A 14,219-nucleotide genomic window follows, 5' to 3' on the forward strand; every position below is an offset into this window, starting at 1 on the left:
ACACCGGGTGTCTTTTCTTTTAAGTGCTGACGTATTTCTGCCTTCAGAGGGAGCTAGGATATTCAATCTTTAGGTTATTATTAAGTGGGCGCGCAATAAAAAGTATGAAAAATATCCATTACTCAGTCTCTACCTTGCAATTTTGCCTTGAAAATCAGCAGATTTTCCATTTTTCAGTTTCCATTTTCAATTATTGATTATGGAGTTCGATCGCATTCAATTTTACGTTGAAAACGCTAAAGTATCCCGCGACTGGTTTGTCGGCAAGTTAGGCTTTCAATCAATAGCAGGTTATGCCAACAGCCACACTCACACTGAAGTTGTCAGCAGCGGCAATGTATGTTTTGTTTTATCTTCGCCTCTGACACCCGCTAGTCCCGCTGCTAGTTGGTTGAAGTTTCATCCTCCAGGGATTGCCGATGTGGGTTTTCGGGTAAAAAATATTGAATTAGCGGTAGCTAGAGCGGCTGCTGAAGGCGCTAAAATCCTGGAACCGATTCAAGAAGACCTAAACGCAGGAGGCTATTTTAAGCGGGCAAAAATCGCGGGCTGGGGAGATTTAAGCCATACGCTCGTGGAGCGAATTGGCAGCCATTCACTGCTATCGGCTTCGGATAAGCTGCCGTTGTTTACCCGGATTGACCACGTAGTGTTAAATGTTGAATCGGGCGATTTGTCAAGTGCTGTTAGTTGGTATCAAAAAATATTAGGTTTTCAACCGCAGCAAAATTTTGACATTCAGACTGAGAAATCGGCTTTGCGGAGCCAAGTTATGGTGCACGCTGAAGGTGGGGTGCAATTCCCGATTAATGAACCGGCATCAGCTAATTCTCAAATTCAAGAGTTTTTGAGCGCCAATCGGGGGCCGGGTATTCAGCACATGGCTTTGCAAACTAATAATATCGTGGGGGTTGTTGCCGATTTGCGATCGTGCGGTTTGCCTTTTCTGCCAGTTCCTCCAACATACTACTCCGAATTACAGCAGCGGCAAAACTATTTGCCCGCAGATTGGCAAGCAATTGCAGCTTGTCAAGTTTTGGCAGATTGGCAAGAAGATACTCCTGCAGCAATGCTGCTGCAAATATTTACCCAGCCAATTTTTGCAGAACCGACTTTCTTTTTCGAGATTATTGAGCGCCGAGTTAGTTTAGTTAACGGGAAACAGGTGCAAGCTGGAGGTTTTGGGGCGGGGAATTTTCGAGCTTTGTTTGAGGCAATTGAACGTGAACAAATGAAGAGAGGAAGTTTGATAGATGATTGATAAAACTTCCACTTTTTCGGTCATACAGGCGTGTTAATCAGCACTGCGATGTCTTTCCAACCGTAGGCAATTTCTTTGAGTGCAACTCCTGCTCTACTTGTTTGCTGTTCCTCTACTTTTTCACCTCCTAATAATTCATAAAACTTATAGGCTGGATTGTCTCCTAGTACCCAAACTAGCATCGAGTTCAAACTTAATTCTGCCAATTTTGTGGCAACTGTTTTCACGAGTTGCCGTCCAATTCCTTGACGCTGATATTCCTCCAAAATATAGATGGCAAATAATTCTCCTTTATATACATATTTGCCTGTGCGCTCGCAACCACCCGCAGCAAAACCCACAATTTCTCCCGATTCATTCTCAGCAAGGCAGACAAAAACGCCAGTCTTTTTGACGTTTGCCAGGATTTCTTGCCAATTGCTTTCTCGCTTTTCATAGGATAACTGTGCGAGGTAATTTGCTGGTACAATTTCCCGGTAAGCTGTGCGCCAAGTATCTAGATTCACCCGTGCGATTGCAGGTGCGTCAGCGATGTTAGCTTCTCTCACAATCATCAGAACATACTCCTTTCGGGCCCTGAAATTCTATTTTCAAGTCTAGGGCAACTATACGATCGCGTCCTTCTAGTTTAGCTCGATACAGCGCTCGATCGGCCTGTCCAATTAACTCCTCGATCGATAAACCAGCAGCAGGTACAGTAGTAGCGATACCCATACTGAGAGTTATAAACTTACTTACCTTGGAAGCAGCATGAAAAATTTCCGCTGCTTTCAAATCGCTGCGAATTGCTTCAGCTACCCGCTTTGCTTCTTGCACATCAGTTCGCGACAAAATTACCGCAAATTCTTCGCCACCGTAGCGGCCGGCTAAATCTCCTGCCCGCTGAGCGTTGCTAGCTAAAATCTCGGCTACTTGTTTTAAACATTCGTCGCCTCCTTGATGCCCGTAATGATCGTTGTAAAGTTTGAAAAAATCGATATCGCACAAAATTAAAGATAGCGACTCTTTTTCTCGCTCCATCAACTGCCATTCTAACTCCAATTTTTTGTCAAAACAGCGACGGTTGGGAATTTGAGTCAATCCATCCACCGCAGCGAGGCGCTGCAATTCCATGTTAGCTGCTTGTAATTCTAATTTGGCTTGTTCTAAAGCTAAGTTTTGCCGAGCTAATTCTTCACTTTGGCGTTTTTCTTGTTCGTACAAAAAGCGGATTGAAGCTTCAGCTTCTTGCAATTCTTGCTCTGCATATTTGCGCTTGACAAATTCTCCTAATTGAGAACTTACCACAGCTATGATCTGAAGTAAATCTTGATCTGGTTGCAGTTCTTCCCGGCAAAAAAAAGTCATTACTCCTACAACTTGGCTCCTAGCGTGAATGGGGAAACCGAATCCCGATCGCAATCCCGCTTCCTCGGCCAAGCGCGATCGCACGAAATTGGGATCGCCCACAAGATCAGTAATCCACTGCGTACAACCGCTTCTGGAAACCGCTCCCGGCAAACCCTCACCCGCAGCAAAAGTAATCTGCTGGTCGTTTTCGGCAAACTCCCTAACTTCCTCCGCTGCCTGCCAAACGGCCACCCGCCGCCAACAAGGAGTTTCCTCGATCGGACAGCAAAGCGGCAGGCACCAAAGCGGATCTGTTTCAGATTTTATTTCCTCACCCAATCTAGTTTCTTTCTCCGCCTCAGCAGGCGTCCAAAGTTCGCCAAAATCCCACCCAAAACTTTGGCAAATAGCTTGCAAAATTTTCGGAGTGGCGCTATCTAGAGAAGTTGATTCTGACAGGATATGAGTCACAGCATACTGTGCTTCTTGACACTTTTTTATGCGTTGTTGCTTGGTAATGTCTTTGCCGATATAAACAAAATCTTGTATAACCCCGCTATCTCCATCCTTGCTTCCTGGGCTTGTCTCGAAAGTAGAACATGAAAACGCAACAATCAGCTTTAAACCTATTTTCGTTTGGCAAGCTACTTTTACTTGAGGCCAATATTCGCTTTTAAGTGCAGGAGGTAGCTGGCTGACTTTGCGTAACAATTCCTCCTCTGCCGTAATCATGGATATGGATTTGCCAATTAATTCCGATTCGGTATATCCAAATAATTGCTGTGCAGCTTTATTCACTTTTTTGATTTGGCCCGATGTTCCTGTTACGAACAAAACATCCCCTAGGGAATTAATAATTTTGTCAATATAATCGCCAGCCGCCGCTAAGTTATCGCCTTTAATACTTGTTTTATTGGCAGCCTGAACAATGGTTGGCTGAGATCCAATGCTATCTGTCACATCTTCGCATAACATAATCAATCTGTCAGCATTGGCTTGTCCTTTACAACCAAAAATGTACAAATTTAGATACAAATAAGATCCGTCTTTGAGAACTCGGCTAATTGATTTTAACTGACAATCTTGCTGTCGTTCTTCAATAATATCTTCAAGGATTCCTTCAATTCCGATTAGTTCAGGAAAACTATCGCGCACGTCTTTTCCTTCGCCTACTTCCTCATGAATGTAGGCAAAATCTTGCACTTTCAAAGATATTTCTTTAATCTTAAGATCCCGATCGACTGTGAGGTACTCAATCCTGCGTAAGGATAACAGCTTATAAAGAAGAATATTAATACTTCTGGGGCTGCTCTCTACAGTTAATGTGGGAAGCATCTCGTTATTGTAGAGCATCTCTCTCAAAGGTTAGCCGGTAAAGTTAGTTGTTGTTTGGATGCGATTTCTCATGGGAATTTTTATCCTGGCAAATGTCATCACCTGTTACCGCTGGCTAATTTATGCAAACAGTACACTTTGGATTCTCCAAGCAGTTTTTTGCTTATTTTAAAAATGGGGTCAAATATTAATTGAACCAAATTTTTTTGAGAAAACGAAGTCAAAATCAGCCTCGATTGAGGTTGAGATTTATGAACAATATGTAGCGGTTTACACTATTTGTGCGGCACATTTTAATTTTAAATTCCCCGATATGGCTGACAACCGCTCAAGTTGAGGAACAGCACAGTTTAATTCAAATGTTTGCTTTAATTAGCACCATTCCTATAGACCTTACCTCCCCTGGGTATTTGTGTCAATTTTTGTAAAGAAAGTGTTACCTTTAAATGATATATAGCCTTTCTCAGTAACATGAGGTGCACGCTTGATAAGCGGGCATAGGGCATAGGCCTCCGTGGGCATAGGGCATACCTCACCAAGATTGAGAACTGCTATAGTATCGAAGGATTTGTATAAAAGCTTAAAAATACTCTGCTAAATGCTGAGACTTATTACCGACTTTGACGGCCCGATTATGGACGTGTCCGATCGCTACTACCGAGTTTACCAGTATTGTCTCGCCGAGACTAAGCGTTCGGGCCAACCAGTGCGAGAACTCCCCAAAGCCGAGTTTTGGGACATGAAGCGCGCGCGGGTTCCCGAAACCGAAATTGGCATTGTCTCAGGATTAGACGCAGCCCAAGCCCGCGATTTTGCCCAGAAACGCCGTCAAACCGTCCACACCCTACCCTACATGATTTATGATCAACCAGTTCCCACCGCTCTGGAAACTCTCGAAAAGGTGCAGGGCGCTGGAGTAGACTTAGCGGTGATGACCATGCGCCGTGTTAGGGAACTAGATGAAGCCTTCAACCGCTGCAATTTAGGGCATTTTTTCCCAGAAAACCGCCGCTATTGCCTCCCCAACGATTACGTTAAAACCGGGGATGTCAAAGATAAGCCGCTGTTGATGGCAAAAGCTCTTGCCGAACTGCCTCCGGCTTCTGACACTTGGATGGTTGGGGATACGGAGGCAGATATTGTAGCAGCAAAGACCCACGGTGTCAAGGTAATTGGTGTTTTGTGCGGAATTCGCGATCGCGCCCAACTAGAAATGCACCAACCGGATTTAATTGCTAACAATTTGAGCGAAGCAGTTGAGATTATTTTAGATAGTCACTTGTCAGTTGACAGTTGACAGTTGGCAGTGGTTAATTATTGTTATTGGTTAATTGTTATTGGTTGGTTCGTAGGTTTTAGGTGTTAGTAGTTAGTTGATTGTTACCAATTACCAATTACTAATTACCAATTAACAATTACCAATAACTAATGACTGTTGATGGTTGACTAATGATTGATGACTGTTGACAACTGACAACTGACAACTGTCAACTGTCAACTGTCAACTGACAACTGACTATCGCAGAAAACCGCTGACCAGCCACAGAATTAAAAACGTAAACAAAGCGATAAATTTCTCTGTTGTTATAAATGCCGGACTGACCAAAGAACCCAAAAATCCTCCCAGCAACAAGCCTATAACCAAGCCAGCCACAGTCAGCAGCACGGCGCGACCAAATTTTTGTTCCTTGCGATTAATAAAATAAAGACAAGAGCCGACCCCAAGAGCCAGAGTCAACTGTAGTAAACCATCATTAGCCGCCGGATAAATACTCAGTCCGCCTAACCCCACATACACCCCAGCCGGCCACAAAATGTCTGATCGACTAGGAGTATCGATTAGCCGCTGCAACCAAGCTGGGCTGCCACTAGGAGGAGAGGGAGTAAAGCTTGGGGGTGGGGGAGTCAGCCGTTCGGGAAAGCGGATGCGTTCAGGTACTTTAATTTTCCCTTCCTGTCGCTGCCGCAGGCGATCCATGAGGATCGCGTCGTAAGCTGCTTCGAGCAATTCCAAACGTTTCTTGTCACCGCTGTACTGCTCAGCTAGGCGCGTGCGGGCCTCTTGCACTTCATCAAAGGAAGCATCTTCATCGACTTCAAGAAGTTGATAGGGAGTTGGCTCACTCATGGTAATAACCCGCTGAAGACTCTCGTTATAGAGTAATCTTAACAAGAGAGGAAAGCGGGGCGGGATCTCTGCCGCTTTCCCAAAAGTTTTGCTGCTAGTTTTTGGTGCTTTAAAACAGGAACCAGCAAACCTTACGAAAATAGAAACTAGAAGGCATTTGGCATTCGTAAATAAAAAATAATGAATCCAAAGATTGTTATTTTTATCTTGGCCGTCTAAAATTTTACCTTCTGCCAAATGCCCTCAGAAGGGACTTGTCCTGCTGGAACTCACAATTCCCGACCACTGGACTTTTTTAAGTCGATCGCGGCGGTAGGAAAAAAAGCGAGCCGAGTCAGAATAAGTACAGAAAGGAGCGATCGCCACTTGAGAAACATCGATTCCCAACTGCTGCAATTGCAGAGCATTGCAGAGGCGAACATCCAAGCGTACTTTTCCCGGTTCTGGATCGGCTAAGACAGGCGTTTCCGGCAGTTGGTGCAAAAACTCTAGAATGCCGTCGGCTGTCGCACTAACGCCACTCTTAGGAGCAATGGTGGCTCCCAGTTCCGCTGCTACTTCCACAGATACCTGGTAAACCTCTCCAGCGATCGCTGGCCCCATAGCAATCTTCAGATTTTCTAGTTGACTGCCTTGTGCCACAAGTTGAGCGATCGCCTCTGGTAATATCTTAGCAGCAGTCCCGCGCCAACCCGCGTGAACTGCCGCAACCAGTCCCGTGCGATCGTCAGCAATCAGCACCGGCACACAGTCAGCCGAGCACACCCACAGCGCCTCCAATTCTCGATGGGCAACCAAGCCATCAGCCTCAGCATAGCTTGGGGCAGCGGTTTCCGGGCCCGGAGCCACAACCGGGGACAACTCAGTGGTTTTGAGTACCGCATTGCCGTGTACCTGTTGGAGTCGGTAAACCTTAGCTCCAGGTTCCAGAACTTCCGTCAGATCGATCGGCCCCTGGGGCGAGAAATCGCGAGTAAAAAAGCCGTGAGACCAGCGAGAAAGCAAGCTGCAAGTCAGATAGGGCAAGCCTTCAGAACTCTGCCAGTCCCAACTGATACCGTCAGGCTGTCCGCCACACTCAGAGTCAGGAAAATTTGTCAAGCGATCGCCAGCTACAGTCATGAAACCTATCCTTACCCAAGCGAATCATTTAGCTTGTATTCTAAACAATCAAAAATTTTGTCCGCGAATTTTAAAGGCAGGGCCAGCTTTCAGGAAAAAATCGCGATGAGTAGGCGGTTTTAGAACAACTCACATCTTGCAGCATTCTCGCTCGCACAGGCTTTCCGGCCTGTTCCACAAAGAGTAGATTTTCTTGTGGGGAGTAGGGGTTGGGCAGGAGAGTCCGCCCTGAAAAGATTATTGAGAATGGTGCAATATTTCAGGACGACCGACAGCGCAGAAATTTTGCAGAATCTGACAAATATAGGCAACTAATTAACATAGGCGAACGCCAAAGCGCTATCATCAGTGTGGCCCTAAGACACTTTTACGCAAGTGCCATCGGGATCAAAAAAACCGGATATCGATCGCGACTGAATGCGTAAAGCATTTGAGCTTGTTGTATGTGCAAAAAAAATTGCCTCAAGCCCGGTAAAATCAGTTAGGCCTGTATATAAAGACAAGGATTGCCATACATTCGATCCTGACTTCGAGATCCTTGTGCCCCCTGTTGAGTTGGGAAAAAAAATCGTGAAACCAGTTCCAGACAAGCAAATAACAGCCCCTTTGAACACCAAACAGCAAAAAAAGAACCCTACAGGCGCCCGGACTCGATCGCGCCTTTTGTCCGATCGCTCACTGCTGGTGGGACTGGGTTGCCTTGCCAGTCTGGGACTGCTCAGCAAAGGTTTAGTTTGGGCCCAAGCCGAAACTCCGCCAGCAGAACAAGCCGTCCCCGGCGCAGCAGAACTCCAGCCATTATTTGAAGCTCCTCTCCCGCCCCCGGAACCCGAATACAGCCAAGGGTCGCCAGAACCCTACCCTGAACCGCAGGCAGAAGTTCCACCGTCGGAGCCTTTCGATGCCGCACCGGCCTGGGAGCCGGAGTACGCCAGCGAACCACCTCCCACCGAATATTATCTGCCGGAACCCGCGCTGATTCCCCTGCCAGAAGCGACGGCCCAAGAGCCGCCTTTTGAAGCGCCAGTTAACCCAGCCCACGCTGAAATCGACCAAACAGACTACAGCGTTGGCGCTACCAGCGAGTACGAAGCGCCAACCAGGATAGAGTTTGCAGAACGATCGACTGGGTGCGAAGGAGAAGGCGGTTTGTGCGCGCCTCCTCCTGTTTCCGAGCCGGTGACGGCAGATGCAGGAGAACCCAACTACAGACAGGAACCTCCGATCGCAGACGACGGCTATATTGCAGCCCCTCCTCCTCGAAATCGGCCAGAAAGCCTTCCGGGCTTGGTTCGGGGAACTGTTGCCGGAAATAGTAGCGGAAATCCTGTGAGTAAACTCGGTCAAGCCGTTCAACAAATAGGCAGCCAGGTTTGGAGGGATTCAAACCCACCGGAATCTGCTTACGCACCCCCGCGCTACTCGGCTAACGCAGGATACTCAGCAGACACTGGATACTCGGCTAACATCGGCTACTCCGCAGACACTGGATACTCCGCAGACGCTGGGTATTATGCCGGATCTGCATCTTACGGCGGCGGCCCTCCAGCGCCCAGCATGGGACTCGGGCCGGTTCAAGTCGGTGCGGTTAGTGTCAGCAGCGGCAGCAATACCGGTTTTGCTTACTACAATCTCACACCGCGTCCCGCAGGCCTGCCCGGAAATGGCAACACCAGCTTGCTGTTTCCGCTATCTATTGCTTCGGCAATTACTTCGCCGTTTGGGTGGCGGACTCATCCGGTTATGGGCTACGGCAGGTTTCACACCGGAACTGACTTGGGGGCCCCGATGGGAACGCCCGTACTGGCAGCCTATGCAGGTCAAGTGGCGATCGCCGATTGGTTGGGCGGCTACGGTTTGACGGTGGTTCTCAACCACAGCAAAAAGTCTCAGGAAACTCTCTACGGCCACCTTTCGGAACTGTTTGTGAAACCGGGAGAGTGGGTGAAACAGGGAGAGACGATCGGCCGCGTCGGCAGTACGGGAATGTCTACAGGGCCTCACCTCCACTTCGAGATCCGGCAAATGACTGACCAGGGTTGGGTGGCGATCGACCCGGGATCTCAGCTAGAATTCGCTCTGGCAAAAATGATCGGCAGTTTGGAAACCGCCAAAGTACCGCAAATGCCGAAAATGGTGGAAATACAAACCGCTAGCGGACTCAAGGATTTGGAAAACGATCTGCCCCAGCTTCCCCCTCTGCCGCTGGGAATGGACATCGAAGTTCACAACCTCCAGCCGCCATTCCCGGAACTATTAAAAGCTGACACTTCTAAGCCCAAAGATTCTGAAGCAATCAAGCCCAAACCTCAGAAGCAAGCTAACAGGTAAAAATTGGGGATTGGCTAGATTAATTTTCTTGTGGAAGGGTCGAAAAACCCACCCCACAAGAAAATTTATGTTTTGTGCAACGAGCTCGCGTGTTCGTTACTTTTCCTCGTTACCAGGCTCTTTCGGGTAACGAGGAAAAACTGATAAAAAATGGTAACTTGCAGCTTATGCTAATAGCGCAGCATTTGTGGGAATTAATTTTATTTCTGATTATTCTAGTCGGGCCGATTCCCTTAAGCTTGTCTCTTGCCTTCGATAATCAGAAACAAAACAATAACTATTCATTTCCCCATTTTCTCCTCATGCTCCTGACGGGATGGAGCATTGCACAAGTTTGTATCGGCTTGATTCTAGGAAGTGCCGATCGCCTAAATATTGCTGCGGTGATTATAGCAGAAATTTTGATTTGTGCGATCGGCTTCATCCTGATTTATACCAAAAACCACACAGCTTTTACCTTCTCGCAGTTGCCGATTCCCCAACTCAAGCAACCTTTCGGCCCATCAGAATTCCTAATTATTGTTGCCACCGCTGTTGTAGGAGTTGTGCTGTTGAAAACTCTGGCAACCAAACCCACAACCAATTATGACTCATTGTGGTTTCACCTGCCTGCGATCGCCCGATGGTATCAAACCCATTCATTTACATTATTAGATGCCGCGGGAAATTGGATTTTTGAACAAGAGCAAGCACGAGTATATCCCTACAATTGGCACGTTTTATCTGCTTTGTGCGTGCTTCCCTTCGGAGAAGATTTTCTAGCAGCTTTTCCCATGCTAATTGCGTGGCTACTGGAGGGAATTGCCGTCTATCTATTAAGCGTAAAATTTGGAGCAACACGACTTCACGGTATGGCAGCAGCATCTTTAGTATTGACAGTACCAATGATGCTCAACCAAGTGAACACCATTCAGCCAGACTTACCGCTAGCTGCAATATTTACAGTGGGTTTGTATCTAGGTTTATCCTACCATAGCAGCAGATCCCAATCCGAACTTTCCCTATTTTTGGCCGCCGCAGGAATGCTAGCCGGAATCAAAATCACCGGGATAGTCTATGCAGCCTCACTTTTAGGAGGATTAGCAATATTAGAAATTAAAAGATTCGCGGTTAATAAAAAATCTACATCAGCTAAATTTAGAATTCGCCACTTTCTCAAACCCGTGTTACTGTGTGGCATAGCTTGTTGCTTGCTTTTAGGAGGTTTTTGGTATGCGAGAAACTTGCTGCAAATCAATTATCCTGTCGCCGAAGTCGGCGATATTAAAATTCCCTTAGAGCCTGTTCCCTTACCGTCTCCCTTACCTGCACAAACACCTCCGGTACAGCAACCGCCCGCTTCGCCACTTTTAAAGATTTGGCAAAGCACTTTAGCAGCTCAATTTAATCCCAGCAATATTTCCCACTGGCAAACTGTCGGCTTACAAATTATCATTAGATTGCAACTGCCCTTTCTGGCGATCGCACTTCAGGTATTGGCAGCACCTCTGGCTTTTATCCAGGGTAAAACCAGAATAATTAATCAAAATAATATTATTTTAATTGTACTTCTCGCCAGCACAGGAATTCTGTATCTAATTACACCTTACACGTCCGGTACTGCCGGAGAGTCGATCGGTCAACTCAGCCCTATACTCGGTTTTAACCTCAGATACGGATTTCCCTTTTTAAGCGTACTCGCCATCGCCGCCGCAGCTACAGCAACTCTCTTGAAAACTCCAAATAAATTTATTCTGGCAGTGGTTTTGGTTAGTGGTTTGTTCGGAATTACTAGCAACACAATTTTTGATTATATTAAAAATGCTTCTTTCACCGGAGATAGCATTGTTTGGGGGAGTTTGTTGATTGACAATTTTAAGTCTAACCCCATAGAATCTATTAACAGTATCGGAAAAATATTACGAACCAGTTGGCAATATATATTACCCTATCCGACATTTTATCTTGTGTCAGTGACGCTGGCTGCAATATGGTTGAAAATCAATCCTGGCTTAGGATGGCTGAATCATCTATTTTCCACCCGAAAAAAATCGATTTACCTAGTGATAATTGGTGTCTGTATAGGATTGATAGTAATTGGTCATTGGAGGGAAAAGCGAGATATTGCACGCACAGAACTGTATCGTGGTATTTACGAATATATTGATAAAAATACAGTACCCGATGAAAGAATAGGCTTCTTTTTAAGTTCGCGCAGCTACCTGTTTTACGGGAGAAATTTGGACAGACAAGTTTTATATGTGCCGTTTAGAGCCGATCGACTTTCGGCATGGATTGAAAAACTCCGGAAAAATAAAATTAGGACTGTGGGATTCGGGCCCCTGACTGGGACAAACGCAGCTACCAGAAAAGCTTTATCTTGGCTGACAAGTGCCCAAGGCCCGCTGCAACCAGTTTTCGGTAAAGATTTTAATACTGAGTCGGTGCTATATCGCTTGAAAAATTAAAAGTTATTAGTTACCAGAAAGAATTGGTTTAAAGCCCCAAGCATAAGCGGGGGAAATTAAAAGAAGACTATTCATTACTCCAATCCTCGGACTTCCAGGTAGAAGTCGCTATAAAGCGGTCAACTGTCAACTGTCAACTGTCAACTGTCAACTGTCAACTGAACATGAACCAAGCTAAAACTCTATTTTCAATTATTGTTCCTACCTACAATCGCCCCGATAAATTAGCGGCGTGTATTCAGTCTTTTGTTGAAATTGAATATCCGCGCGATAAATTTCAAGTTATCGTCGTCAACGATAGCACCGAAATCTCTGTCGAAAATACAATTTCGCCTTTTCAAAATCAGCTAAATATCACCCTTCTGACACAACCCAACTCCGGCCCTGCAACGGCGCGAAATACTGGATCTTTTGCCGCAGAAGGCAAATTTTTAGTGTTTACAGACGATGACTGTACTGTGGGGGTAGATTGGCTACAAAATCTGGAAAAGCGATTTGTGGAAACACCAGATTGCTTAATCGGAGGTCGAACTGTAAACGCGCTGCCGGATAACATTTATTCTACTGCCAGCCAGCAACTGATCGATTACCTTTACAGTTACTATAATGCTATTGGTGATCGCGCGCAATTTTTCACTTCTAACAATTTTGCCCTTCCCGCTGAGGCCTTCCAAAAAATCGGCGGCTTTGACACGACTTTTTCTCTCGCGGCTGGAGAAGACCGGGAATTTTGCGATCGGTGGTTGCATTCGGGCAATGCCGCAATTTACGCTCCCGAAGTTATAGTTTATCACTCCCATGCACTAACTCTTCGCAAATTTTGGAAACAGCAATTCAATTATGGTAGAGGTGCTTTTTTGTTTCAGCAAATGATCTCGAAACGCGGGGCTAATGGGAAACTACAACATCCGTCATTTTATTTGAATTTGCTAACTTATCCATTTTTCCACGCACCGGGCTTTCAAAAGCTATTAATTGCTGTATTGTTTTTAGTTTCTCAGGTGGGGATTGCTGCGGGATTGTTTTGGGAGAAAAACAATTTTGTTGAGGAATAGAGTTGGATTATTGAACCGCAGAGAACGCAGAGAACGCAGAGAGAGGAGTAAGAGTTAGTAGGTGCGTCAGCTTTGAGCCGTCAATTATTGATAAAATAATTCGCGGATTAGGCACCCTACAACTACAAGTTTATTCTTTAGACCTCTTGCAAAAAAAATATGTATTATTCTTAAAAGTTTGCTCAAGTTTAGGTCAAACTTTGAATTATTGGGTTGATTGGCATCTCCTTAAACTTGCCCAGCCTGCTAGATTATAAAATTGGCTAAACTTTCCTTAATAGCACAAAATTATTGTGCAAGAGGTCTATTGTTGTGTAAGATATTTGGTCAGTTCTGAAACTTCACCAGCGCGTTGCCAGTCACCCTCTCCTCGCCTAACTTTTGTGCGAGCCGTAATTTTCTGAATCTCCCACAGTTGCAATGCGGTATACGGCCCCTCGGCTTTACCTGATCGGAACACGTACCAGTTAGCAACTTCGGGGGCTGCTTGTCTCACAGGTCGCATCCGAGTTGCTCCAGCATCGGCACTCAGTTGATTGAGTTCTTGTTCTATTGGATTTGGAGCGGGTAAGTTTGTGGCAGCAGGCGATCGCGTTTTTGTTGGTTTCTGCTTTTTAGCTTTGGCAGCCGATTTGACCGCCCGCCGATGTCGAACCCACAAATCGTACTGATAAAGGTAGGGTGAGAGGAGGAGCATGCCGATTGGAATTAGATCGCGTCTGAGTACGAGAATGTTGCGCCTCAATAAATAAGTGTCGAACTCCGACGCTTCAGCTTTACTGGGAACTGGTAGCAGGTACGCTATTACCAAAACTGAAATGAGAAAAGCTACAAAGCTGACAATGAAAGCGTTCAGTCCTTCTCTCCAGTGTGACCGCTCTAGTCCAGTCCAGCGATCGGTTAGGTACTGGCGGACAGAGCTGAGTTTTGGGTGCGCTGGCAAATAAGTCAGTAGAAACTTCACTGTCGCTGCGATCGCCCAATGGAAAAAGGTGAATACAAACGGTACTGTAAGCCAAGCCCCAATGAAAATGACTAAAAAGTTGTCACCACTTTGGAGTTGAGATTTGACCAGGGCGGAGAGAATGTAGACAAGTCCAAAACCCCTTAACCATGAGATAGGATAAGGAAACCACGCGGGCCATGATGGAATTTTCATGAGCTTGCAATTAGGAGTTCGTTTGTGTAGTAGCTTTCAACCCCCGAGTTTT

The 14,219-nt window shown here is 46.0% G+C and carries 10 protein-coding genes; 5 read left to right on the forward strand and 5 right to left on the reverse strand.

The window, feature by feature from the left end; genetic code table 11:
- Positions 1 to 199 precede the first annotated feature (199 nt).
- Positions 200 to 1,261: a 4-hydroxyphenylpyruvate dioxygenase gene (gene hppD, locus QUA90_RS17350; RefSeq protein ID WP_333322202.1), complete on the forward strand. Its 1,062-nt coding sequence runs from the start codon at positions 200 to 202 to the stop codon at positions 1,259 to 1,261.
- Between the two features lie 20 nt (positions 1,262 to 1,281).
- On the opposite strand, the gene QUA90_RS17355 is transcribed toward hppD, so the two are convergent.
- Both QUA90_RS17355 and QUA90_RS17360 read right to left on the reverse strand, forming a co-directional pair.
- The gene (locus tag QUA90_RS17355; RefSeq protein WP_333322199.1) at positions 1,282 to 1,815 is read right to left on the reverse strand and encodes a GNAT family N-acetyltransferase; all 534 of its coding nucleotides are present in this window, start codon (positions 1,813 to 1,815) and stop codon (positions 1,282 to 1,284) included.
- Positions 1,796 to 3,943 (reverse strand): diguanylate cyclase domain-containing protein, encoded by a 2,148-nt coding sequence (locus QUA90_RS17360; protein WP_333322197.1) that lies wholly within the window; start codon positions 3,941 to 3,943, stop codon positions 1,796 to 1,798. The genes QUA90_RS17355 and QUA90_RS17360 overlap by 20 nt, the downstream gene beginning before the upstream one ends.
- Before the next feature lie 580 nt (positions 3,944 to 4,523).
- On the opposite strand from QUA90_RS17360, the gene QUA90_RS17365 reads away from it, so the two are divergent.
- Positions 4,524 to 5,222 (forward strand): HAD family hydrolase, encoded by a 699-nt coding sequence (locus QUA90_RS17365; RefSeq protein ID WP_333446738.1) that lies wholly within the window; start codon positions 4,524 to 4,526, stop codon positions 5,220 to 5,222.
- 219 nt (positions 5,223 to 5,441) lie between these two features.
- Here the strand turns inward: QUA90_RS17365 and QUA90_RS17370 are convergent, their stop codons facing one another.
- Positions 5,442 to 6,053 carry a CPP1-like family protein gene (locus QUA90_RS17370; RefSeq protein ID WP_333384045.1) on the reverse strand — a complete coding sequence of 204 codons (612 nt, stop codon included), beginning with the start codon at positions 6,051 to 6,053 and terminating at the stop codon, positions 5,442 to 5,444.
- Positions 6,054 to 6,296: 243 nt separating this feature from the next.
- Positions 6,297 to 7,175 carry a peptidoglycan editing factor PgeF gene (gene pgeF / locus QUA90_RS17375; RefSeq protein ID WP_333384048.1) on the reverse strand — a complete coding sequence of 293 codons (879 nt, stop codon included), beginning with the start codon at positions 7,173 to 7,175 and terminating at the stop codon, positions 6,297 to 6,299.
- Between the two features lie 570 nt (positions 7,176 to 7,745).
- On the opposite strand from pgeF, the gene QUA90_RS17380 reads away from it, so the two are divergent.
- From QUA90_RS17380 to QUA90_RS17390, 3 genes are all read left to right on the forward strand, one after another.
- The gene (locus tag QUA90_RS17380) at positions 7,746 to 9,506 is read left to right on the forward strand and encodes a peptidoglycan DD-metalloendopeptidase family protein (RefSeq protein ID WP_333446740.1); all 1,761 of its coding nucleotides are present in this window, start codon (positions 7,746 to 7,748) and stop codon (positions 9,504 to 9,506) included.
- A gap of 74 nt (positions 9,507 to 9,580) precedes the next feature.
- Positions 9,581 to 11,953: a hypothetical protein gene (locus tag QUA90_RS17385; RefSeq protein ID WP_333446743.1), complete on the forward strand. Its 2,373-nt coding sequence runs from the start codon at positions 9,581 to 9,583 to the stop codon at positions 11,951 to 11,953.
- 164 nt (positions 11,954 to 12,117) lie between these two features.
- A complete protein-coding gene (locus QUA90_RS17390; RefSeq protein WP_333446745.1) occupies positions 12,118 to 13,008 on the forward strand; it encodes a glycosyltransferase in 891 nt (296 codons plus the stop codon).
- Between the two features lie 304 nt (positions 13,009 to 13,312).
- Here the strand turns inward: QUA90_RS17390 and QUA90_RS17395 are convergent, their stop codons facing one another.
- Positions 13,313 to 14,167: a DUF4339 domain-containing protein gene (locus QUA90_RS17395; RefSeq protein WP_333446746.1), complete on the reverse strand. Its 855-nt coding sequence runs from the start codon at positions 14,165 to 14,167 to the stop codon at positions 13,313 to 13,315.
- Positions 14,168 to 14,219: the final 52 nt, after the last annotated feature.

This window comes from Microcoleus sp. D3_18_C4 (assembly GCF_036702355.1).
Lineage (GTDB): Bacteria > Cyanobacteriota > Cyanobacteriia > Cyanobacteriales > Microcoleaceae > Microcoleus.

What these genes read in the sequence shown, in the direction of transcription:
- QUA90_RS17355 (WP_333322199.1), bottom strand. Translation starts at nt 1,815, where the DNA reads ATGATTGTGAGAGAAGCTAACATCGCTGACGCACCTGCAATCGCACGG.
- hppD (WP_333322202.1), top strand. Translation starts at nt 200, where the DNA reads ATGGAGTTCGATCGCATTCAATTTTACGTTGAAAACGCTAAAGTATCC.
- QUA90_RS17390 (WP_333446745.1), top strand. Translation starts at nt 12,118, where the DNA reads ATGAACCAAGCTAAAACTCTATTTTCAATTATTGTTCCTACCTACAAT.
- QUA90_RS17370 (WP_333384045.1), bottom strand. Translation starts at nt 6,053, where the DNA reads ATGAGTGAGCCAACTCCCTATCAACTTCTTGAAGTCGATGAAGATGCT.
- pgeF (WP_333384048.1), bottom strand. Translation starts at nt 7,175, where the DNA reads ATGACTGTAGCTGGCGATCGCTTGACAAATTTTCCTGACTCTGAGTGT.
- QUA90_RS17365 (WP_333446738.1), top strand. Translation starts at nt 4,524, where the DNA reads ATGCTGAGACTTATTACCGACTTTGACGGCCCGATTATGGACGTGTCC.
- QUA90_RS17360 (WP_333322197.1), bottom strand. Translation starts at nt 3,943, where the DNA reads ATGCTCTACAATAACGAGATGCTTCCCACATTAACTGTAGAGAGCAGC.
- QUA90_RS17395 (WP_333446746.1), bottom strand. Translation starts at nt 14,167, where the DNA reads ATGAAAATTCCATCATGGCCCGCGTGGTTTCCTTATCCTATCTCATGG.